This is a genomic window from Nonomuraea sp. NPDC050790 (assembly GCF_044456745.1).
GTDB lineage: Bacteria > Actinomycetota > Actinomycetes > Streptosporangiales > Streptosporangiaceae > Nonomuraea.
In genome coordinates this window covers 166090-188439 of the sequence record NZ_JBITGF010000007.1, presented here as the reverse complement: position 1 = coordinate 188439, position 22350 = coordinate 166090, and the positions used below count along the sequence as shown (strand labels likewise).

Annotated in this window: 17 protein-coding genes; 6 read left to right on the top strand and 11 right to left on the bottom strand. The window is 69.2% G+C overall.

Annotated features, from left to right (window positions below):
- Positions 1–270: 270 nt before the first annotated feature.
- A complete protein-coding gene (locus ACIBEJ_RS33530) occupies positions 271–4086 on the top strand; it encodes a hypothetical protein (RefSeq protein ID WP_397186894.1) in 3816 nt (1271 codons plus the stop codon).
- Positions 4087–4276: 190 nt separating this feature from the next.
- Here ACIBEJ_RS33530 and ACIBEJ_RS33525 read toward each other — a convergent pair whose 3' ends face one another.
- Complete coding sequence (locus ACIBEJ_RS33525) at positions 4277–4765, bottom strand: nitroreductase family deazaflavin-dependent oxidoreductase (protein ID WP_397186893.1); 489 nt, start codon at positions 4763–4765, stop codon at positions 4277–4279.
- A gap of 88 nt (positions 4766–4853) precedes the next feature.
- Here ACIBEJ_RS33525 and ACIBEJ_RS33520 point away from each other — a divergent pair, with 88 nt between their 5' ends.
- Positions 4854–5474 carry a TetR/AcrR family transcriptional regulator gene (locus tag ACIBEJ_RS33520; protein WP_397186892.1) on the top strand — a complete coding sequence of 207 codons (621 nt, stop codon included), beginning with the start codon at positions 4854–4856 and terminating at the stop codon, positions 5472–5474.
- Between the two features lie 252 nt (positions 5475–5726).
- On the opposite strand, the gene ACIBEJ_RS33515 is transcribed toward ACIBEJ_RS33520, so the two are convergent.
- The gene (locus ACIBEJ_RS33515; RefSeq protein ID WP_397186891.1) at positions 5727–5912 is read right to left on the bottom strand and encodes a DUF4236 domain-containing protein; all 186 of its coding nucleotides are present in this window, start codon (positions 5910–5912) and stop codon (positions 5727–5729) included.
- 204 nt (positions 5913–6116) lie between these two features.
- On the bottom strand, positions 6117–7109 hold the full coding sequence (locus tag ACIBEJ_RS33510) for a GlxA family transcriptional regulator (RefSeq protein ID WP_397186890.1): 993 nt from the start codon (positions 7107–7109) through the stop codon (positions 6117–6119).
- A gap of 215 nt (positions 7110–7324) precedes the next feature.
- Here ACIBEJ_RS33510 and ACIBEJ_RS33505 point away from each other — a divergent pair, with 215 nt between their 5' ends.
- On the top strand, positions 7325–9871 hold the full coding sequence (locus ACIBEJ_RS33505; protein ID WP_397186889.1) for a hypothetical protein: 2547 nt from the start codon (positions 7325–7327) through the stop codon (positions 9869–9871).
- Between the two features lie 228 nt (positions 9872–10099).
- On the opposite strand, the gene ACIBEJ_RS33500 is transcribed toward ACIBEJ_RS33505, so the two are convergent.
- From ACIBEJ_RS33500 to ACIBEJ_RS33490, 3 genes are all read right to left on the bottom strand, one after another.
- Positions 10100–11245: an acyltransferase family protein gene (locus tag ACIBEJ_RS33500; protein ID WP_397186888.1), complete on the bottom strand. Its 1146-nt coding sequence runs from the start codon at positions 11243–11245 to the stop codon at positions 10100–10102.
- Between the two features lie 334 nt (positions 11246–11579).
- On the bottom strand, positions 11580–12239 hold the full coding sequence (locus ACIBEJ_RS33495; protein ID WP_397186887.1) for an alpha/beta hydrolase: 660 nt from the start codon (positions 12237–12239) through the stop codon (positions 11580–11582).
- A gap of 193 nt (positions 12240–12432) precedes the next feature.
- The gene (locus ACIBEJ_RS33490; RefSeq protein WP_397186886.1) at positions 12433–13071 is read right to left on the bottom strand and encodes a TetR/AcrR family transcriptional regulator; all 639 of its coding nucleotides are present in this window, start codon (positions 13069–13071) and stop codon (positions 12433–12435) included.
- Positions 13072–13157: 86 nt separating this feature from the next.
- Between ACIBEJ_RS33490 and ACIBEJ_RS33485 the strand changes: the two genes are divergently transcribed.
- Complete coding sequence (locus ACIBEJ_RS33485; protein ID WP_397186885.1) at positions 13158–13988, top strand: NmrA/HSCARG family protein; 831 nt, start codon at positions 13158–13160, stop codon at positions 13986–13988.
- A gap of 202 nt (positions 13989–14190) precedes the next feature.
- On the opposite strand, the gene ACIBEJ_RS33480 is transcribed toward ACIBEJ_RS33485, so the two are convergent.
- The 3 genes from ACIBEJ_RS33480 to ACIBEJ_RS33470 all read right to left on the bottom strand — a co-directional run bounded on the left by ACIBEJ_RS33480 (position 14191) and on the right by ACIBEJ_RS33470 (position 19017).
- A complete protein-coding gene (locus ACIBEJ_RS33480) occupies positions 14191–15084 on the bottom strand; it encodes a polysaccharide deacetylase (RefSeq protein WP_397186884.1) in 894 nt (297 codons plus the stop codon).
- A 74-nt stretch (positions 15085–15158) separates the two neighbouring features.
- Complete coding sequence (locus tag ACIBEJ_RS33475) at positions 15159–17921, bottom strand: ATP-binding protein (RefSeq protein WP_397186883.1); 2763 nt, start codon at positions 17919–17921, stop codon at positions 15159–15161.
- A gap of 85 nt (positions 17922–18006) precedes the next feature.
- Positions 18007–19017: a helix-turn-helix transcriptional regulator gene (locus ACIBEJ_RS33470; RefSeq protein WP_397186882.1), complete on the bottom strand. Its 1011-nt coding sequence runs from the start codon at positions 19015–19017 to the stop codon at positions 18007–18009.
- A gap of 88 nt (positions 19018–19105) precedes the next feature.
- Between ACIBEJ_RS33470 and ACIBEJ_RS33465 the strand changes: the two genes are divergently transcribed.
- Positions 19106–20341, top strand: a complete 1236-nt coding sequence (locus ACIBEJ_RS33465; RefSeq protein WP_397186881.1) for an FAD-dependent oxidoreductase — start codon at positions 19106–19108, stop codon at positions 20339–20341.
- 90 nt (positions 20342–20431) lie between these two features.
- Complete coding sequence (locus ACIBEJ_RS33460; protein WP_397186880.1) at positions 20432–21172, top strand: class I SAM-dependent methyltransferase; 741 nt, start codon at positions 20432–20434, stop codon at positions 21170–21172.
- Here ACIBEJ_RS33460 and ACIBEJ_RS33455 read toward each other — a convergent pair.
- Positions 21151–21996 (bottom strand): hypothetical protein, encoded by an 846-nt coding sequence (locus tag ACIBEJ_RS33455; RefSeq protein WP_397186879.1) that lies wholly within the window; start codon positions 21994–21996, stop codon positions 21151–21153. The two genes, ACIBEJ_RS33460 and ACIBEJ_RS33455, sit on opposite strands and share 22 nt — an antisense overlap.
- The gene (locus ACIBEJ_RS33450; protein WP_397186878.1) at positions 21993–22316 is read right to left on the bottom strand and encodes a PadR family transcriptional regulator; all 324 of its coding nucleotides are present in this window, start codon (positions 22314–22316) and stop codon (positions 21993–21995) included. The genes ACIBEJ_RS33455 and ACIBEJ_RS33450 overlap by 4 nt, the downstream gene beginning before the upstream one ends.
- Positions 22317–22350 lie beyond the last annotated feature (34 nt).

Sequence of the window (22350 nt, the reverse complement as noted above, 5' to 3'; positions counted from 1 at the left end):
CCTCCGCTCACCAGGTGAGGTGAGCGCCACCTGTGAATCCTTTCGTCGGAGGAGCGGGGATTGCGGCAGCCCGCCGGTGATTCATCACTGTGGTGGCCCGGCGAATTGTGTATCACCCCAGTTCACTGGCATAGACAATGCCCGCAACACCAGCGTCGGGGTTGTGAACCTCGCGCAGGATGCCTACTTTGTGCCCAGGAGCCCCAGGGGCCGAGAGCCCGGCGGAATTGGGGAGACGAAAGGGGAAGTGTGGGGCGGCGTGAGCAACCGTTGGATCCAACCGAAGGACCGATCGCGCGATTCGCCTACGAGTTGCGCAAGTTACGACAGGACCAGCCCCAGCTGACCTATCGCGTCATGGCGGCACGCGTGCACTACTCCGCCGCCGCGCTGGCTCAGGCCGCGGCCGGGCACCGGATGCCGACCCTGCCGGTCGCGCTCGCCTACGTCCGAGCCTGCGGCGGCGATGTTCAGCACTGGGAGGAACGCTGGCGCCAAGCAGCCCGGGAGCACACCGACCGCCTGGCCGAGCACGAGGACGTGCATACCGCCTATCGGGGTCTGGCCGCGTTCGGAGAGGCCGACCACCATCTGTTCTTCGGTCGTGACGCTCTGGCGGACAGGCTGGCCGCCTTGCTGGAGGAACGATCGGTCGTGCTTGTCGTGGGTCCCTCCGGCAGTGGCAAATCCTCGCTCCTGCGTGCCGGGCTGCTGCCTCGCCTGCGCGGCGCAGCCGTAGTGGTGACGCCGGGAACGCGCCCTGACGGACCTCTCGCGACCACGCCTGGCGGGGTCATCGTCGTCGACCAGTTCGAAGAGGTTTTTACCCTGTGGGACGAGGCGCCCGTGCGTGCTGCGTTCATCGGCGAGCTGCTGGAGGCCGCCGAAGGCGGGGTACGCGTGGTGCTGGCCGTACGCGCGGACTTCCTGGGGCACTGCGCCGCGTACCGCGCGCTGGTGGCGGCCACCCAGCAGGCCACCCTGCTGGTGGGAGCCATGGACCGCGACGAGCTGCGCGCCGCGATCGTCAGGCCCGCCGCAGCGGCGGGCCTGATCGTGGAACGCGAGCTGACCGCGCGGATCCTCAACGAGGTGGACGGCGAGCCTGGCGGCCTCCCGCTGATGTCGCACGCGCTGCTGGAGACCTGGCGCCGCCGCTACGGCAGAGCGCTGACATTGGCCGCCTATGAGAGCGCCGGCGGCATTCACGGCGCCATCGCCCGCACCTCCGAGCAGGTGTACGGTTCGCTGATCCCTGCCCAGCAGACTCGGCTGCGGCACCTGCTTCTACGCCTGGTCACCCCCGGCCAGAACGCCCCTGACAGCCGCCGGCCTACCCAGCGCTCGGAACTCCTGCTCGCCGACGACGATGAGACACTGCTTGAAAGGCTGGCCCAGGCTCGCCTCGTCACGGTCGAGCAGGATCGGGTGGAGGTGGCGCATGAGGCGCTGCTGACGGCGTGGCCGCGACTCCGGGCGTGGATCGACGACGACCGGGAGTGGTTGCGTGCCCAGCGCCAGTTCACCGAGGCCGCGGCCACCTGGCACGAGCTTGCGCGGGAGGCGGGTGCTCTGTATCGAGGGGCCCGCCTGTCGATGGTCCGTGAGCGCTGCTCAGTCCCTGAGGCCCAACCGGTTCTCACCCCACTCGAACGGGAATTCCTCACTGCCAGCATCCAGTCAGGCGTGCGGTCCGCCCGGCGCCGCGTGCGACGCAGGACCGGGATGGCCGCATTGCTGGTCGTCGGGCTCACCGCCGGGCTGCTGGCCTGGCAGGAGGACCGCGCCGGCCGTCAGCGTCAGCGGGAGACGGACGCCTGGCAGGCGGTGGGCGTCGCCGAGAGCCTGCGGGAATCCGATCCGCAGCTTGCCATGCGGCTGGCACTGGCCGCCTGGAAGGTCTCCGACCTGCCGGAGACACGGTCGGGCCTGCTGGCGGCTGCCTATCAGCGGCAGCAGGACGTCTTCATCGATCCCGACACCGAGCCCGGCACGATGCGCAGCCTCAGCGCGGACGGCAGGACGCTGCTCAGCCTCAACGCCGGTCGCTTCATCAGCTGGGATGTCGACACCCACCAAGCGTTTCACATCCCTGGTGACCCTGCGCTCTTCCCCAAGCTCGGTATGCGTACCGAACAGGGACGGCACCTGCCCGTACTAGATGAGCGCCAGGGCGTGACGCTCTGGGACCTGAGCACCGGACGCCATGACGCCCGCGAACTGGCCTCCGCCACCGACGGCGTGGAGATGGGGGCCAGCGGCAAGACGGTGCTCGGATACAGCGCGATCGGAGCCCGCTATCGCATCCAACTGTGGGAGGTGAACCAGCGGCGGCTCCTGTGGCAGATCTGGATGCCTCGTGACGCCGAGGCAGGGGTCCGGGAACTCTCGGTGATCCGGCATGAGCCGGCTGCGAGTGCCGTCCGCGACGTGGTCAACGGCCGATACCGCACCGACCGGCTGATCCCGGACGCGACCATCAGCCCTGATGATCGCCTGGTGGCGCTGTGCGTCCCCGGCCGCCGCCTCCAGTTGTGGGACGTCACGACCGGGCGCCGGCTCGATGCGACGTGGGCACCTCTCCTCAGCACGTGGGAGTGCTCCTCGGAACGCGTGCGCTTCACGCCAGACGGCCGCCGCCTGGCGGTTCTCGCACCCGGACGAGTGCGCTTGTGGGACATCGGTTCGGGGACCGAGTTGAGTTTCATTCCCCACGCCGGCGTGGGAGAGATCGCTTTCAGCGACGACTCCGCCTTAGCGGTCACCGCCGACAGGCAGGACATCAAACTGTGGCGGACCGCTGCGCCATCATCGGAGATCATGAGGCATCCGCTCAACGGGGAGCAGGTTCAGGATCTCCGCATCGACCTAAGGGAGAACTGGATCCGTTATCGAGGCGGCTCCGAGAGCTGGCCATCGACGGTGAGGACGCTGGGGCTGGGGCGGATCACGAAGGGCGAGTGGCACGACAACCTTGACGCAATCGCTGCCTTCGCCCAGGGGGCAAAGGTACTCGTGCGCGTATCCCATGCACCCGCCATGAGGGACATCTTCCACGCTGAAGTTCGCCACCCGAGCCGCAGCGATGCTCCTCTCACACTTCCGGCGTCGACCTGCAGGCGCACTCGCGGGGTGCCGGGCTTCTGCCGGCCATTACTCGCGTTGCGTTCAGACGGCGAAAAGGCCGCTTACGGCACTCTGTTCTACAAGACGTCCAGAGCCGATCAGAAGGCGGCCAGGTCTCCCGTTGAATTGTCGGTGTGGGATCGGAACAGGTCCGGTCTGGACACCTTCGAGGTCACTGAGGACGCCGAGACTGTGGGCGGCATTGGCTTCGGAGCCGACCGGACCACCTTGCTGATCATGGGAATGCAGGACAGGGTGCTGCGCCTGTGGGACTTAGACGGTCGCCGCGCGGTCTCGACCGTGGAGGGATTTCACGGGGTAGAGCTTGCGGTGCGCCCCGGCGGTTCGCTCGCGGTGTCGTCGTCGGGCGATGTCCTCGATCTGCGAGTCAAGGCGAAGCCGTCCGATGCGCGTAGCCCAGGCATGTCAGTCTCGCTGGCCTTCAGCCCGGATGGACGTCGTTTCGCCGCGGGCAATGACTCTGGGCGCATCGACCTCTGGGACGGCACGCTCTCCCACCATCTCGGTGACCTGCGCCCGGAAGTGGCGGCCAACCCCGGATCGGTGCTGGCGGTCGCGTTCGCGCCCGATTCACGGCTGCTGGCTTCCGGCAACGAAACAAGCCTGCAACTATGGGACGTCATCTCCCGCCGCCCCGTCGGACCACCCCTGCCCACCGCCGGCGACCGCGTCCGAGCGCTGGCCTTCAGCTCCGACGGAACAGTCCTGTATACCTCCGGTGTAAACGTGCCGCTGCAGAAATACGACATCTCCCCGACCGCCTCCGCCGCCGCCATCTGCCGTCGGGTGTCTTCCGGGCTATCGCCACAGGAGTGGGACCACCTACCTCCCCCGTCACCCCTACCGCCCGACCTGCTGACCTCCGGAATCAGTGACTTCGGACGACTCCTCCAGCCACCACGAAGGGCGGCCACAGGTGATCTTGGCGTGGGGAGCTGAGGGCATGTGCCTGCGGGGCAGGTGGGCGGAGCCGATCGGCTGGATGAGAAGACCGGTCATGTCTCCATCGCCAGCCGGACGCGCTTCAGCCGGATCTCACCCGCGGGCAAGCCCGACACGAGCCTAAGGGGCGGGCGACATCGGCTTGGCCGGATGGCGTCGTCCACCGGCGCACAGTTGGTTCATCACGTCACTTTTCGGGGACACGCTCCAGCACGACGACGGGGATCTGCCTGCCGGCGGCTGCCTCGAACTCGGCGAACTTCGGGACGAGTGCCACCTCTTTCGCCCAGAGCCGCTCGCGCTCAGCACCCTCCGCGAGCCGAGCCACGACCGGCACTCTCCGCGTGCCCACCTCGACCACGGCCTCCGGATTCGCCATCAGGTTGTGGTACCAGACCGGATGGCGCGGACTGCCACCGTGGGTTCCGAAGATGGCCCAGCCATCGCCGACCGGCTGGTAGAACAACGGGCTGATCCGTTCGCGCCCGGTCTTGGCCCCGGTGTGGTGCACCAGGATGAGCGGCATGCCTTGCTCGTCGAACCCGGGAAACCGGGGCGGAATGGGGCGGCCTGCGGCGAAATCCTCTTCGCTGCTCCAGGACACATACCCGGCGTTCGCCCGGAACTCGGCGATGATCCGATCGTTCCAGCTCTCGACGGCGGGGGCCTCGGACATGACATCTCCTTCGCTATACGGAGCACTTGCTCCTCAACGTAGCACGGAACGGAGCAAGCGCTCCGCATAAGAGGGTACGATCGGCCGCATGGCACTTGCTGAACCGGAGAACACCACCCGGCGCCGCACGCAACGCGTGGACGCGGTCCGCAACCGGGAGGCGATCGTCGAGGCCGCCGCAGAGGTGCTGGCCGAGCAGGGGGCCGCGGTGGACGTACGCGAGATCGCCCGCCGCAGCGGGGTGGGCATGGGCACCCTCTACCGGCATTTCCCGAAGAAGGAAGATCTCGTGCACACCGTCCTGCGAAGAGACTTCCTGAAATGGGCGGAATCAGCACGCCAGGCGGCGATCGATGCCGAGGACCCCTGGGCGGCACTGACCGACTTCTACCAGCAGGCACTGACCGGCTATGCCCGCCACCGCGCGATCATGGAGAATTTCGCGCTGACCTGGTCGGTCCCCGACCTTGAGGGCATCCATCAGCTTCGCCTGGTCATCGAGCAACTGTGCGCCCGCGCCGTCGCCACGGGCCTGCTGCGCACCGGCGTGACCACTGATGACCTGCTGCTTCTGCTGGTCTCGCTGGGCCACGCCGTCCAGGTCACCGACGAGTGCCGGCCACAGATGTGGAACAGGTTGTTGCGCATCTCCCTCGACGGCCTGCGCGCCGACCACCGCGAACCACTCCCCGCCGACTCCATCGACTGACCGCCCGTTCCCAGAAGACACCCCTGATTGCACGCCTTCGAGGTAGATGACCAAGTCGCCGTGAATTGACGATCATGGCGTTCCAGGCAGTACGGGCGGTGTCGCAGCCGGCGTCGCCACCGGCCTTCGATCTCGCGGTCCAGGGAGTACGGCAGAGCGCTGCCCACCCCAAGCCTGTCGTATTTGTTGGGCCTTCTCCAAAAACGTTCGTGCCCCCTCGGTCACATCGCGGCCGAGGGGGCACGGGTGCCGCTAGCGGCGTTTGGTGCTTTTGCGCCAGGTGAAGCCGCCCGGCAGGTTGACCGATACCGTCCGGCGCCCGTCTGGTCCGCGCGTGACGCGGAACAGGCGATTGCCGTAACTGTGACCGACACCGCGGTGGGACAGATTGATGCGGAACGGGCCAAGCTTGATCGACTTCCGGTAACTCAGACCCATCAGATTCCTCCCAGAATCGTCAAGGCATGACAACTACCCGCAAAGCGGGGCGATATCCGCCGTGTCCGCCCTTCCGTCGATCACACCCGGGCCGTCGCGGCGTGACGAGTGTCCGGCTGTGTGACGTGGGCACGGGCAGGTGCCTGGGTCGGCAGGTGGCATCGGGAGTAGGTCTCCGCGCCTAACCCTCAGTGGTCAGAACGGCTAGTCGAGGATGTTCCGTTCGCCGCCGCGGAAGACGTGACGGTAGGTCCGCGGAGACTGGCCGGTGATGCGGCTGAAGTGGTGGCGGAAATTGGCGGCGGCGCCGAACCCGGTGCGCCGCGCGATGGTGTCGATCGACTCCTCCGAGGCCTCCAGCCACTCCTGGGCCAGGCGGACCCGCTGGCGCATCAGCCACTGTTTGGGGGTCATGCCCAGGGAGTCGCGGAAGCGGCGGTTCAGGGTCCGCTCGCTCACCCGCGCCACCTTGGCGAACTCGGAAATCGTGAGTGGCCGGTGCAGATTGTCGCGCGCCCATTGCAGCAACGGGGTGAGCTCGTCGCCGGTGGTGGACCGGACCAGCAGCCGATCGATCTGCACCTGTGCCGCCTCGCGCGGAGGAGGCACGACCATGCGCCGGGCGACCTCTCCCGCCGCCGCCGCGCCGTGGTCCAACCGGACCAGGTGAAGACACAGATCGATGGCCGCCGCCGTACCCGCCGAGGTGAGTACGTCGCCGTCGTCGGTGTAGATCACGTCCGGGTCCACTCGGACCGACGGGAAGCGGTGCGCGAAGTCGCCGGAGTTCATCCAATGGGTCGTGGCCCGGCGGCCGTCGAGCAGACCGGCGGCGGCGAGGATGTAGGCGCCGGTGCACAACGCGACGATGCGGCAGCCGCGCTCATGGGCGGAGCGAACAGCTTCCACCAGAAGCGGCGGCGGATTGAGCTGCACGGCTCTCGCGCTCGCCGGCACGATGACGGTGTCGGCCTCGGCGAGCGCGTCCAGACCGTGGACGGTGTCGATCAGCATCCCGGCCGACGTACGCAGCGGGCCCGGCTGGGCGGCGCATAAGCGCAGCTCGTACCAGGGGTCGGCGATGTCTCTACGATCCACGCCGAAGACTTCACACGGCACCGCCAGCTCGAATGTCGGCATGGCGTCGGTCACCGCGACCGCGATGACGTGCCGGCGCCCATCAGATCCGTTTCTCATGTCAACCGTTCTACCGTTTCCCCGGCCCGGCGCCGGTGGCGCCTTTTCCCGCACGGTTGGCTGAAACATCGCTTCAGCCGCGCCGGACAGGGTGCCTACGATCGCTCTGGATCCGAATTCAGCCCAGCCTCACGAGCGTTTCCGCTCGCGATTTCCGCTGGAAGCAGCCCCGGTCATGACCGCGAATCCAGTACGGCACGCCTTTAAGGAAGACGATGCGACGACTGATATCCCTGTTATCCGTGGCCGGGCTCGCCCCGGCGTTTTTCCTCGGCATGGCTCTTGTCCCACCGGCGGCCGATGCCGCCCAGACGCCGATCGGCAACGCCTACCCGTGTGGTCCGCCATCCGTGGACGACTCCGCTCAGAAGGTGGTCGCGCACTCCACGCACATCAGAGGCGAGGGTGCCCCGCAGGCGTACATCAACAACTCGCAAGATCCGTTGACCATGCAGCGGGTTGAATTGGAGGAGCGCCAGGTTTCGCTGGAAACGAGCGTCGGCGGCTCGATAGAGACCGGCAAGGCGATCAAGCTGGCCCTGGACGCCGGCCTGACCAGGACCGTCATCGCCAAGACCGCGACGACTCTCGCCGGCACGGCCACCGTTCCGCCCCACCGGACCGGATACGCCCAGGCGATGGTGCGGTTCACGTGGCTGACCTACCAGAACATCGATCGCGTCCGCCGGATGCATCTCCCGATCTTCGGCTGGTGGTGTCAGGACGGGGTGTGGGCGGAGCATCGGACCGCCAAGATCCCCACCATGTCGGCGATCTGCTTCTGGGTGAGCCCGCAAACCGAATGCGACACCTCGACTCTCATGAACGGCGGACGCGGCGGCTCCGGGCAGCCGCCCGTCGGCGGCACGGCTCCGCCGACAGGCCCGCAACCCGTGACCGACGTACGCGGCCTGGCCGACGGCACCCTGCTGCACACCGGCGACACCCGCAGGATCTACAAGATGGTCGGTGGCGCGCCGGTGTGGCAGGCCACGTGTGACGACGGCATCTGCGCCACAACTCCACGCCCGACCACCCAGGCGGTCATCGACGCCGGCCCCGCGGCCCCGCGCAACGGCTCCTCGGCCGTGGACCAGCGCGGCAAGGTCTACCTGTTCGTCGGCGGCGCTCCCATCTGGCAGGACACCTGCGCGGCTCCCGTCTCGTGCGGCAGCCCGGTGAAGGTCTCCGATTGGTCCGTCGACGCCCGCGATCACATGAACTCGCGTCCCTCCGACGGTCAGTTGGTCCAGGCCAAGGAGGGTGCCACCGACCTGCCGGTGGCGATGACGCTCGGCGGAGCCCTGGTGCCGTTCGCCAGCCCGCAGGAGGTCATCGACGTCGGCCAGGGCGGCGACTGGGCGAGCCGGGTAGTCGCCATCAGCGGCGGCAGCTACAACCGCATCGGATTCCTGCCGGCCGACGGCACCCTCGTGCAGGGGACGGGAGGCGGCTCCTCCACTGCCGTCGCGGCGTTCGTGGGCGGGGCGGCCATCCCCTTCGGCTCGCCGCAGGAGGTGATCGACGCCGGCTACGGCGCTGATTGGCCGTCGAAGGTACGCGCCATCCCGACGCGTCACTTCCGTCTGCTGCCGACGGTCCCCAAGGACGGCACCCTGATTCAGGGCTCGAACGGCTCGACTCCGGTGGCCGCCATCGTGGGCGCGGGCAGGGTGGACTTCGCCAGCCCGCAGGAGGTCGTCGACTCCGGGCACGGCGCGGATTGGCGCACCAAGGTGCACAGCGTGCCGGCTCGTGAGTTCAACGCGATCGCCACCCGCATCATGGACGGAACCCGCATCGGCAAAGCCGGAACCACCTCACAAGGCGGCATAATCGGCGGCGCAAAAATCCCCTTCATCAACCAAGCAGAGCTGGAAAGCGTCGGCTACGACACCAGACCCCTGCACTGGATCCCCGCCCGCGTCTGGGACTCCCTACCCACCCAGATCACCGACGGCACCCGCATCGGCAAAGCCGGAACCACCTCACAAGGCGCCATAGTCGGCGGCGCCAAAATCCCCTTCACCAACCAAACCGAACTAGAGCAGTCTGGGTACGGCCAGCGGCCCCTTCAGATGATCCCCGCCCGCGTCTGGGATGCCTTGCCGACCGACATCGCCGACGGCACCCGCATCGGCAAGGCGGGTACCACCTCGCAGGGTGGCGTGGTCGGCGGCGCCAAAATCCCCTTCATCAACCAAGCAGAGCTGGAAAGCGTCGGCTACCACATCAAACCCCTGCACTGGATTCCCGCCCGCATCTGGGATGCCCTACCCACCCAGATCACCGACGGCACCCGCATCGGCAAAGCCGGCACCACCTCACAAGGCGGCATAATCGGCGGCGCCAAAATCCCCTTCGCCAACCAAACCGAACTCGAAGAATCGGGCTACGCCAGAAAGCCCCTGCAGTGGATTCCCGCTCGCGTCTGGGACGCCCTACCCACCCAGATCACAGACGGCACCCGCATCGGCAAAGCCGGCACCACCTCACAAGGCGGCGTGGTCGGCGGCGCCAAAATCCCCTTCATCAACCAAGCAGAACTGGAAAGCGTCGGCTACCACATCAAACCCCTGCACTGGATTCCCGCCCGCGTCTGGGACGCCTTGCCGACCCAGATCGCCGACGGCACATACGTCAAGGCCCCCGACGCGACGTCGGTGTGGCTGATCAACGCCGGACGCCGGACGGCGGCGGACTCGGCACATGAGGCCTGGACCATCCCCACGCGAGTACTCAACGGCATCCCCGTGAACTGAGCTCCAGTCGCCCGCTGTGGTCGTCGTCGACGGCCACAGCGGGCAGCGGCGGGGTCCGAACGCTGTGCACCTACGTGCCGGGACAAGACGGAGCCGCTCGACGCCATGGTCGCCGAACCGCCCTGGCGGGCGTCGGTGATCGCCGCCGGCCGGAGTCGCATGACCAGCTTCAGCAGGTGTCACACGATGACTACCACTTCTGCGAACTTGAAGCATGGATCGCCCTCTTCACGAGGTGAGGCGCCTGCTCAACCGTTGCGCGGGGGCTTCCACGAAGCGCCAGGTCAGGGTACTGAGGCCGAGTATCAGAGCCAGCACGCCCATCAGCGCCGGGAGCCGGAGCGCCAGTGGAACGGTCAGGGGCTCCGGCCAGAATCGCTCGACGGCTTCCAGGAGCAGCGGGTGCAGAAGGTAGATCGAGTAGCTGATCAGCCCCAACCATGCCAGGGACCGTGGGATGTTGCGGTGCCGCAGCAACATCCCGACGGCGAACGTCATCCAAGCAGCCACCGTCGCCGTCTGAAGGCCGAACTCATCACGCGTCAGCCAGATCCCGGCCAGGGGCACCAGCGCCACCCATCCCGCCTGGTTCCAGGAAATCTCGCCTCGGTCGGCCCGATACAGCGCGGTGCCGGCGAACATGGTGGCCAGGATCAGCAGGCCCTGTCCTGGGCTGGGGTAGCTCTGGTTGACCGTCAGCAGTCCCAGCACCGTGGCCGCCAGGACGATCGCACCCGCCTGCCGTACCGCGCGCGAAAGCGTGAGGACCGCCACCAGACCCGCGATCAGCACCGTGGCCACGGCCAGCACCACCACCAGCATCCGCCCCGACCCTCCGGTCGAGAGCAGCGCGGCCGGCAAGGTACCCGCGCCCACCACAGCCCCAACGGCCAAGCCGAGCGCCCCCGCCACGCTCTGCCGGTGTATGCCGAGGGTGAACAGCGCGGTCACGAGCAAATAGAAGGCCATCTCGTACGACAGCGTCCACATCACATTGACCAGGTTCGGCACGGCCAGCAGGTTCTGCAGCATCATGAGATGGCTCACGGTCAGGGCGACCGGCCGTTGGCCCCACCAAATGTGGAGGCCATCCCAACCGGCCATCATCAGCAACCCGACGCCCACCACGCATACGCCGAACAGCGGATACAGGCGCAGGAAGCGAGAAATCCAGAAGGTCCGAACGCTGCCTCGCCGTTCCAGTGATGCCGGCACGATGAAGCCGCTCACCAGAAAGAACACCATCACTCCATACCAACCAGGCTCGAACACCGCCTTCACCGGAAGCCGTGCCTCGGGTAACAAGAACTTGAAGGCGTGCTCGACGACAACCATCATGGCGGCGATGCCGCGGAGAGCGTCGAGCCAGGCCATACGCCGGCCGGTAGGCTGAGCCACCAGCGGAATAGTACTGATTTATCCACGCGGCCGCGGAAATGTCGACCGGCCGTGATTTGGCACTTGGCCTCCGAGGGCAGACGGTCAGTCAGTAGACCAGGAGACGAAACAACAACAGTCCCAACGTCGCCACTGCGGTGCCGAACAAAACGATGGACAGGCCGGCGGCCAGCGGATTGCCCCTGAAAAGGGATATGACCGAGGGCACTGGTTCTTGGGCCAACCACCCAAGCAAGCCAGAAGCGTGCCCAGGTCCACTTTCCGGCCGCCTCCGACCTCGCCACCATGGGCGCGATCCTCGTACGTACGATCACGGGCCGAATGCCCACGTCACCATCAGCGGGAACTCCTCACGCCAGAACGCACCGCCGTGCGACCCGGCCCGCTCCGTCATGACCACGTCCGCACCCGCGTCGCGTAGCGCCGCCGCCCACCGGGTCGCGCTCTCAAGGAAGAACGGCTCCTGCGTCCCGGCGACCAGGTACGCACGCGGCACCGAACCAGGCATCACGTCAGGCGGCCGGAATCCCGCGCCCGGTGAGGCGCAGAAGATGGCGCCGTAGACGTCCGGATGCCCGAGCCCCATCGCGAGCGCCAGCTCGCCACTGGCCGAGACGCCGAACACCGCCGTGCGTCCGGCAGGGAGCGCGACTCCGAATCGCGACCGCACCCATCCGCGGACGTCGTCGACGAAGAACCGTTCGTGGGCGGCGAACCGTTCGCGGTCAAAGGCCGGTGAGTACTCGTGGAGCCGCAGCGTCTCATTGTCCAGGCGATGCACACCGACGATCATCGTGGACGGCACGCCGGCCAACTCAAGGTCGCCGCCCCACTGCGAGATCAACTGACCGTCACCGGCGAACACGACCGCCTCGGGCGGATCCGGTGGAATGTACACCGTGACCTGGCGACCACCGTCATAGGCGAGCGTCTCGGTGACGACCTCTCCCCCGCCTCGCTGGTTACGCATTTCGTATCCCGTCCCTGAGAGTTACCCGCGCCGGACGCACGTCCCACCAGAGCGTTTCCTCAGAGGCGGTGTCTATGCTCGGGTCTCCAACGAGATCAGCGGCACTTGTTGCGTCGGCGGCGGGGAGTGCGCGGTCCGGGCCAAGGTGCTCAGGGCGTTACTGCTGAGCACATCCGCATCAGTGATCAGCTCGTCAGGTGTTCCACAGGGCCTCGTACTGCCGCGCGCTGGGTGGTTCGCCGGGTAGTGAGCCGGTGTTGTGGGCCTTCAGGCCGTCCAGGGCGATGGTCAGCAGGCGGGAGCGGATCTCCTCCTCGCTCTGCCCCGGCGGCGCCGGGATGGGGCGGCCGAACTGTCCGATGAGCAGGGAGATGTCCATCGTGGACACGTCCGCGCGGAGCAGCTCGGCGCGGTGGGCGCGGGCGACGAGGTCGTCGGCCAGGCGCTGAGCACGCTCGCTGGCCTGCGTCATTTCCGGCGTTACGGCGATGGCACCGGCCAGCGGGGCCAGAATGCCAAAGCCGAAGGACGCACATTTCCGGATATATGAGGTCAGGCCCTGCCAGGGGTCCTCGTGGGCCAGACCGTCCTGCGCGGCGTTCGCCACGCGCTCCATCGAGTCGACGCACAGGCGCTGAAGAAGTTCCTCCTTGGTGCGATACCGCCGATACAGGCTGCCCATGCCCACACCCGCATGCTCGGCCACGGCCGACACGGGCGCGTCGAACCCCTGGGTGGTGAACACGTGCCGGGCAGCCTCGATGAGCGCCTGGTCGTTGCGGGCGGCCAGGGCGTGGGGGCCTCGCTTGCGCGGCGGCGCGGGGTCGGACATGGATCCAGGATAGCAATTGCGGAGTGTTCCGCTCCGAGTTACATTACTCGGAGCAAAACGCTCCGAGTTAGAGGCGGTATCTGATCATGTCCCGACTTGTTCTCGTCACCGGCGCGACCGGCAACCAGGGCGGCGCCGCGGCCCGCCACCTGCTGGCGCGCGGCTGGGCCGTACGTGCGCTCGTCCGCGACCCCGACAAACCCGCAGCTCAGGCACTACGCGACCAGGGTGCCGAGCTGATCCGAGGTGATCTTGACGACCCAGCTTCCCTGCGGACGGCGATGCGCGGCGCGTACGGCGTGTTCAGCGTCCAGGCGCTCGCCTACGAGCCCGCGACCCTCGCCGCGGAGGTACGCCAGGGCAAGTCCGTGGCCGACATCGCCCACGACAGCGGCGTCGCCCATCTGGTCTACAGCTCCGTGGGCGGCGCCGAACGCGAGACCGGCATCGACCACTTCGAGAGCAAAGCCGAGATCGAGCGGCACATCCTGACCCTCGGCCTGCCCGCCACCATCCTGCGCCCGGTGTTCTTCATGAACAACCTGCTGCATTACGCGGACGTCGCCGGCGAGCGGCTCCTGGCATTGCCCGTCAAGCCGGACAAGCCCATGCAGCTCATCGCCTCGGACGACATCGGCATCTTCGTGGCCGACGCCTTCGACAACCCGGAGCAGTTCATCGGCCGGCAGCTCGAACTGGCCGGTGACGAGCTCACCTTCCCCGAGATAGCGGAGATCTACGAGCGCGTCACCGGCACTCCGACCAGGTTCGAGGCGCTGCCGATCGAGGAGCGCATGTTCGAGTGGTTCGCCGAGGACGGCTACCAGGCCGACCTCGCGGCCCTGCGCCTACGGCATCCGGACCTGCTGACGTTCGAGGAGTTCCTCACCCGGCGACTGGGCACGAGCCGACCCTGACCCCGCCGCAGAGGGAGCCTGTCGGGCCCTGGCCCGGAGGTCGCCCGGCGTCCGTGGCCTTTTAAACCCGGAAGCGTTCCTCGGTGCTGTGATCACGCTGTTCGTCGGGGTGGAGACGTACGGCGATCCCGCGCTGGAGAGGGGCGGCAGCCTGACGCTCGCGCGCGGCGCGCTGTTGCCGTTCTGGGCGGGTGAAGGCGGGTTAGGTGGAGGGGTGGTTCAGGACGTAGTCGGCGATCTGAGCGTGGGTGGCGTACCAGACGCCGTCCTGGGCGTCGATGTGCTCCAGGAGTTCGCGCAGCACGATCATGCGGGAGCGGTGGCCGATGACGTGCGGGTGCATGGTGAGCTGGAACAGGCCGCCATCCTCCAACGCGGCGTCGAACTCGTCGCGCCAGATGACCCCCACGTCTCGGGGCGAGGGGCACGTCCTCAGCGTGCCGCCGTACTCCATCAGCAGGTACGGGACGTCGTCCCTGATCCACTCGACCGGGATCTCCACGATGCCGGTGGGTTCGCCGTCGGCCAGCAGCTCGTACGGCTCGTCGTCGGCCATGAGGGAGGAGTCGTAGCGCAGGCCCAGTTCGCGGGTGATGGCCAGGGTGTGGTCGGAGAACTCCCAGGCCGGGGTGCGGATGCCTACCGGGCGGGTGCCCGTCAGCTTTTCCAGCGTGTCGGCTGCGCGGAAGGCCAGTTCGCGTTCGTCGGCGGGGTCGAGCGACAGGTTGCTCTCGTGGATCCAGCCGTGCATGGCGACCTCGTGGCCGGCGGCGGCGTAGGCGCGTACCTCCTCAGGGTGCAGCAGGGCCGAGACGGCGGGCATGAAGAACGAGGCCGGGATGCCGAAGCGCTCCAGCAGGCGCAGCACGCGGGGTGAGCCGACGCGGGAGCCGTACTCGCCCTGGGCGAGCTTGCCGGGGCGGGTCTCGCCGTCACGCAGCGGGATCGTCTCGTGGTCGGCGTCGAAGGAGAGCGCGACCGCCACGCGGGCGCCGCCCGGCCAGGTGGCGGGGCGCAGGGAGCGGCCCGCGCGGACCCGCGCCACGTGACCGCGCCAGGTCTGCTCGTCCCACTGCCAGGGCTGCTGTTCGCTCATGGGTGGTTCTCCGTTCGGGGTCCTGCTCGGGCTTTTCGCGGCGTACGGCGGTGCGCCGTCATCGTAGCCAGGGGCTACTGGCGGTCGTGGCCCTGGTCCGGCAGTGCCTGCGCGAGCTGGTGGCGGGAGGTGATGGCGAGCTTGTTGAAGACCTTGCCCAGGTGGTACTCGACGGTGCGCGGGCTGAGGAACAGGCGGGCGGCGATCTCCGGGTTCGACAGGCCGGTCCTGGCCAGGCCGGCGATCTGGCGTTCCTGGGGGGTGAGCTGGTCGGGCGTACCTGCGGCGCGTTTGCGGACGGTCTCGCCGGTGGCCTGGAGTTCGCGGCGGGCACGCTCGGCGAAGGCCCTGGCGCCGAAGCCCTGCAGCATCTCGTAGGCGATGCGCAGGTGCTCGCGGGCGTCCACGCGGCGCCGCTCGCGGCGCAGCCACTCGCCGTAGACGAGGTGGGTGCGCGCGAGGTGCACGGCCACCCGGCTGCGCTGGAGGTGGTCGATGGCCTCGCGGTACAGCAGGTCAGCGGCCTGGCCGTCGGCCAGCAACGCCTTCGACCTGGCCAGCAGGCCGAGGGCCCAGTTCGTGCCGCTGGCGGTGGCGCGTTCCTCCAGCCGTCCTATCGCGGACGTGGCCGCCTCGGGGGCGTTGCTGTGGGCGGCCGCCTCGACCAGTTCGACGAGGGAGAACCCGGTGTGCCCCAGATCGTCGTGTTCGCAGGCGAGTTCCGCGATGGCCAGGGCGTCCTGGTAGCGGCCGACGCCGTTGTACTGCACGGCGTGCACGTAGTGGCGCCCGCCGAGCGCCCGCCCCTCCCCCACGCGCGTGACGGCGTCGAACAGCGCCGCTGCGGGCTCCTCGCCACGCCAGGCGCGGACCAGTCCCACGCCGAAGCCGAGGGAGGAGTTGCCGGTCACGTTCAAGATCGCGCCGGACTCGTCGACCAGCGTGGCGGCCGCGTCGAGCTCCCCCGCGTACACGTGCACGACGGCGCGGTAGGTGAGGGCCAGGGGCAGGAAGTTGAGCGCGCCGCTCTCACGAGCCGTGCGGACCGCGTGCGTGGTCAGCGCGTACGACGACTCGTCGTCCCACATGTCGGCGGAGACCAGATAGGTGAGCCAGAGCCAGCGCATGTTGTCGTCGGCGTTGCGCCCGGCTTCCTCCCGGTACGCCCGCAGAGCCCGCAGCAGCTTCGGCGCACCGGCCACGTAACCCTCGGCGAACCGGGCCACCAGGCCGTCGAAAAGCGTGTCGACCGGGCGGGACGGGTTTGGTCCCGGCGGGGCGGCGCCGGCGGCCTCGGCCACCTTTCGCAGCGCGCCGGGTTCGCCCAGCCTGCCGGCGAAGACCGCCGATCCCATGGCGTCGAGGTAGGTCTCCCGCGCCTGCCCGGCGTCGACGTGTTCCAGCCGGGTGGCCGCGTCGAGCAGCGGCGCCAAGGCGTCACCGCCGCGCCTGCGCGCGAAGGCGATCTGGCCGCGCAACCGCGCCAGCCGCGCGCTCTGGAGCTCGTCCAACGGGCAGATCTCCGCCGAGACGAGCAGTTCGAGCGCCGAATCGGGGGCGCCGGCCTCGAAGGTGGCGTGGGCGGCGGCCAGTGCCCTGGCTCCGCGCGTGGCCGGATCGGGCGTCAGCTCGGTCGCGCGTCTCAGGAACGCCGCTGCCGCCGCGATGCCGCCACGCGCCTGGGCCCGGCCGGCCAGGTGCTCCAGCTCGGCGGCCACGGCCTCGTCGGGTTCCATCGCCGCGTGCGCACGGTGCCAGGCGCGGCGATCGGGGTCGGAGTCCGGGTCGGTCGCCTCGGCCAGCGCGCGGTGCACCGCCTGCCGTTCCCCCGCATCTGCCGTCCGATAGGCCGCGGAGCGCACCAGCGGGTGGCGGAACCGGGCCCGCGTACCGAACTCGATCAGCCCGGCCGCCTCCACCGCCTCCGCGGCCTCCGTCCCGAAGCCGAGCCGCTCGGCGGCCCGCCACAACAGCGCGACGTCTCCCACCGGCTCGGCCGCCGCCGCCAGCAGCAGGCATTGCGCGGCGGACGGGAGCGTCTCGATGCGCCGCAGGAAACTCTGCTCGATCTGGCTCGCCAGCGGTCGCGCGTCCGGCCGCCCGAACCCGCCCGCCAGCTCCGCCACCGTCAGCCCCCGCGGCAGCTCCAGCAGGGCCAGCGGGTTGCCGCGGGTCTCGGCGATGATGCGGTCCCTGACGCGTTCGTCCAGCCGCCCGGGGACCACCGAGTTCAGGAGCGCCCGCGCGTCGTCGTCGCGCAGGCCGCGGATCACGAGCTCCGGCAGCTCTCGCAGCCGGTCCTCGCCGGGACCCGCCGCCGAGGTACGCACCGCGAACACCAGCGCCACCCGCTCCGCGAGCAACCGGCGGGCGACGAAGGCCAGCGTCTGGGCGGAGGCCTGGTCGAGCCACTGGGCGTCGTCCACCATGCAGACGAGCGGCTGCTCCTCCGCTGCCTCCGCCAGCAGGCTGAGCACCGCCAGCCCCACCAGGAAACGGTCCGGCACGCTGCCCGCGCTGAGGCCGAACGTCACGGACAGGGCGTCACGCTGCGGATCCGGCAGACGGTCCATCAGCCCCATCAGCGGCAGGCACAACTGGTGCAGCCCGGCGAAGGCCAGCTCCATCTCGGACTCGACCCCGACGGCCCGCAGGGTCTCGCACTTCGCCGCGTTGACCGCCAGGTAGTCCATCAGCGCGGACTTGCCGACCCCCGCCTCGCCGCGTACCACCAGGACCTGGCTCTGACCTGCCATGGCGCTGGCGAGCAACCGATCCAGGGCCGCGCACTCATCCCGCCTGCCACGCAGCGCGGGTCGAGAAGCACCGCTCGACATCCACCACCACCGCCGCCGCGTCCACTGAGCCCCTAATTATGTATCAAGGGGGCTGCCTTCCGGACAATTCCCCCCGGGTGGCGGGTCACTGGTCCTTTGACACCGCCTGCCATCTGTCCACCAGTCGGCGGCAGGCTTCCTTCAGGGCGGGCGGTGTCACCTGGTCGAGGTCGGTGTCGAAGGTGGCGAGAATTCCGGCTACGCCTGCCCAGGACCACGCCCCGATGGTCAGGCGGCAGTGGCCGGGGGTCAGGGGTTCTACGACCGAGCCGCCGGGGGCCCAGCGTGCGACGGTCTCCGCGGGCAGGTTGAGGCGGGCGGTTCCGGTGCACGGCCAGGTCGCGGGGGTGTCGCCGCGGTCGTGGCTGGTCATGACGAAGCGTGCCACGTCGCCGCCTGGCAGATCTCTCGGAGGGAACCAGATGCCGGTGGGTGGGTGCAGGTGGAGGCGGTCCAGGCGGCGGACTCGCCAGTCGGCGTCGGTCAGGTCGTAGGCGACCAGGTACCAGCGACCGGCCCAGATGACCAGGTGGTGGGGTTCGATTCGCCGGGTGGGGGTGAAGTCGTCGTCGCCGGGAGCTGGGCGGGTGCCGTCCGGTCGTGTGGTGTCGACTCGCAGGACGTGGCGGTGGCGGACGGCGGTTCCGGCGGATTTTAGCTGGTCCGAATCTATGGGCGTGGCGGGGAACTCCCAGTAGTTCTGCAGGCTGGTCAGGTTCAGTGACTCCATGGCGGCTCGGAGTCTGGCGGGCATGACGCGCTTGATGGTGTCCAGGGCGCGTTCGGCGTCTTCCCCCAGGCCGAAGACGCTGCTGGGCGCGGTCTGCAGGGCGACGGTGATCGCCAGCGCCTGCTCGTCGTCGAGCTGGAGCGGGGGCATGGTGTGTCCGGAGCCCAGGCGGTATCCGCGCGCCGGGCCGTGGACGGTGGTGACGGGGTAGTCGAGTGAGCGCAGGGTCTCGATGTCGCGGCGGACCGTACGCTTGCTGACCTCCAGGCGTGCCGCCAGCTCTTCCAGGGACCAGCATCGGGCTGTCGCCAGCAGCGACAGCAGGCGCAGTGCGCGACGTGAGGTATCGGCCACGAGGTCCATCATGCGGCAGTGGTGGCCACTCGGTGTCCACCACCGGTGGCACCGTCTCCGGGAACACCTGTCACACGAGAACAAGGGGAAGCGGAGAAGGATGCGCATCATCGTCATCGGGGGCGGCATCGGCGGCCTGGCGCTGGCCGCCGGGCTGCGCGGGAACGGGTTCGACGTGGTGGTCTTCGAGCGTGACACCGACGTCACGGCGACCGGGGGCTACCACATCACCCTCGACGGACGGGCCCAGGCGGCGCTGCGGCAGCTCGTACCACCGGAGGTCGTCGAACGCCTGCTGGCCTCCTCGTCCGCCCTCCGGCTGCGCGACCCGGACGCGTTCTGGGACTGGCACGGCCGCCTCCTGGGCCACGGGCCGCGGCTGGCCGACAGCCCGAGCGTGGACATCGACCGCATCACGTTGCGGACCCTGCTGGCCGACGCGGTCGGGGACGACCTGCAACTGGGGCGGACCGTCACGAGTGTCGGGCACGGCGAGGACGGCATGCCTCAGGTCGTGCTCGCGGACGGATCCACGCATCGGTGTGACCTGCTGGTGGGCGCGGACGGGGCGCACTCGCTGGTCGCGAAGCACCTGGCCGGTGGCCCCACGAACGAGCCTGTCGGGATCATCGGCTTCTCGGGCAGGACGGCGGCCGAGGACCTGAGCCCGCTGGAGCGGCAACGGCTCGGGCCGCGGTCGGGGATGGTGATCGCGCCTCGGGGTGCCGCCCTTTACGTCGGGTTCCTGGACCCCGTGGGCAATGCCGTACTCGATGCTCCTCATCTGCGGGCTTCGGTCACGAATGGTCCTACCTACATCTGGGGAGCGATGTTTCCGGAGTCCGGCGCTTTGCGTGGGTTGGGGGGCGATGAGTTGCGGGACGGGTTGCTGGCCCGGTTCCGCCGCTATGGGTGGGGTGAGCGGCCGCTTGAGGTCATCGCCAGGGCGGATGCCGGGAGCATCGCCGCGTTCCGGTTCAATGCCGCCTCGACGCGGGCTCAGGATCTTGCTCCCTGGCCCGCCGGGCGCATCACCGCCTTGGGCGACGCCGTCCACGCCACGCCGCCGACCGCGGGCATGGGGGCGGGGGCGGCGATCCGGGACGCCGCCAAGCTGTTCACGGAGTTGCGCGAGGTCGCCGCGGAGAGCATCGCGTTGACGGTGGCCGTGAGCCGGTTCGAGGCGGACATGCGGGTCCGCGGCGCGGAGATTCTCACGCTGGCCATGCGGACGGTCCGCTGGATCCTGGCCACCGACACCACCCTGGGCGCCGCCGTCACCACCGCGGCGACGCCCGTGATCGCGACGGTCAACCGGCTCCGGCAACGGCGCTGACGCCGGCCGGTCCGCGCGGACTTTCGGGGAGTTCGTGCATGGGCGCGTGGGGGGGTATCGATGAGTGGTCAGCCTGCCGGAAGGATTCCCGTGTCCGACGCGATGCTCAACGCGCTCTTCACCCTCCATCACGATCTCCCCCGCCAGGGTCCGGGATCGGACGAGACCACCAGGCGGCTGCTGGCCCTGGCCGGTCCGGTCCCTGACCGGCCCAAGGCGCTGGATCTGGGGTGCGGCCCCGGCCGTTCCGCGTTGGTGCTGGCCGAGGCGGCGGGGGCGGAGGTGATCGCGATCGACCTGCACCAGCCGTTCCTCGACCAGCTCAGCGAGGCCGCCGGCCGGCGGGGGCTGGACGCGCTCATCCACCCGGTGAACCTGTCGATGGCGGAGCTGCCCTACCCCGACCACAGCTTCGACCTGCTGTGGGCGGAGGGGTCGGTGTACAACGTCGGCTTCGACCAGGCCCTGCGCTCGTGGCGCCGGCTGCTGGCCCCTGGCGGGGTGCTGGTCGTGACCGAGTGCGAATGGACCACCCCCGACCCGAGCCCGGACCTGCTGGCCTACTGGGAACGGAACTACCCCCTGCGCACCTCGGCGCAGAACACCGCCGCCGCGGCCGAGGCCGGATACGACGTGTCCGGCACGTACCTGCTGCCGGACAGCGACTGGTTCGCCGAGTACTACGACCCGCTGGAGTCGAGGATCGCCACGGCGGACCTGTCGGTGCCGGGCATGTCCGAGGTGGTCGCCGCCACGCGCGAGGAGATCGAGCTGCGCCGCCGATACGCCACCGAATACGGATATGTCGGTTACGTGCTCCGCCAACGCTGAACCGGCTCCGGCGCGGTCCGCGCCACCAGGGCGGCCATCCCGGTGCTGACCAGCGCGCTGGCCGTCACCGCCGCCACGAACCACGGCGCCGCCTCCGCCAGCCCCATCACCAGGAGAACGGCCACGACCATCCAGCCGATCGCGTTCAGGATGGCCGCCATGCCAAGCGACCTCCTGATCGCCCGGACCGCGTCCGCCAGCAGCGGGGACGCCGTCGCGGCGAGAGGCAGCGGCAGCATGAGGGCCATGACGATCGGCGCGAGGAAGCCGCCCAGCATGGCGGTCCCGAGCGGCCCGACCGGGTAACCGACGTCGAGGAATCCGAGGCCGACGTGGGCGGCGACGACGAAGCCTGCCGGGACGACGACAAAGGCCGCCACCGCGATCACCCGCGCCTCGATCGCCCCAGCCTGCCGGCGGACGACGCGTACCCTCGCGATGACCTGCCAGAACGTCAGCAGGGCCGTCAGCCCGGCCGCGGCGAAGACCGTCGTGGCGGTCGTGTGCAGCTCCTCCGCGAGCGAGCCCGCCGCCTCCGCCCACACGCCGTTCAGGCTGGCCGCATCGCGTACGCCCGGATTCCACAGGTACACCAGGGCACAGGCGCCGACCACCAGGAGCACGGCGACGGACACACGCTGACGCCGGGAACCGGGTCGATGGTGCAGCCACGCGTCGGCCGCCCCTCCGGCCAGGTCGGTCACGGTGCGGAGCCGCACCGGCCGTGCCGCGATCAGGTCGGCGACCTCCTCGCCGTACCGCTCCCGCCACGACCTCGGATACAGGCTCAGGACGGCCTTGGCCACGATCCGCATCACGCTCACGCCTGCCCCCACGCCACTCGGCTGAACCCCGCCCGCTCGACCCTGCGCAGGGTGGCGAGCTGCTCGCGCAGCGCGTCACGCCCGCTGTCGGTGATCCGGTACGGCTTGCGCCGCTCCGCCGACTCCACCGCCTCGATCCAGCCGCGTTCCTCCAGCCGCATGAGCGCCCCGTAGAGCGTTCCCGGCTCCAGTGACGTGCCCGAGAATTCCTCGATGTCGCCGATCATGCGGTACCCATGCTTCTGCCCCTCGGCGAGGCTGATGAGCACCAGCAGCGCCACATCCGTGAAGCGGCCGAGCTCCGGCTTTCTCCGTGCCATGTATTCAGTAGAACTTAGTAAGTTTCACTTAGCA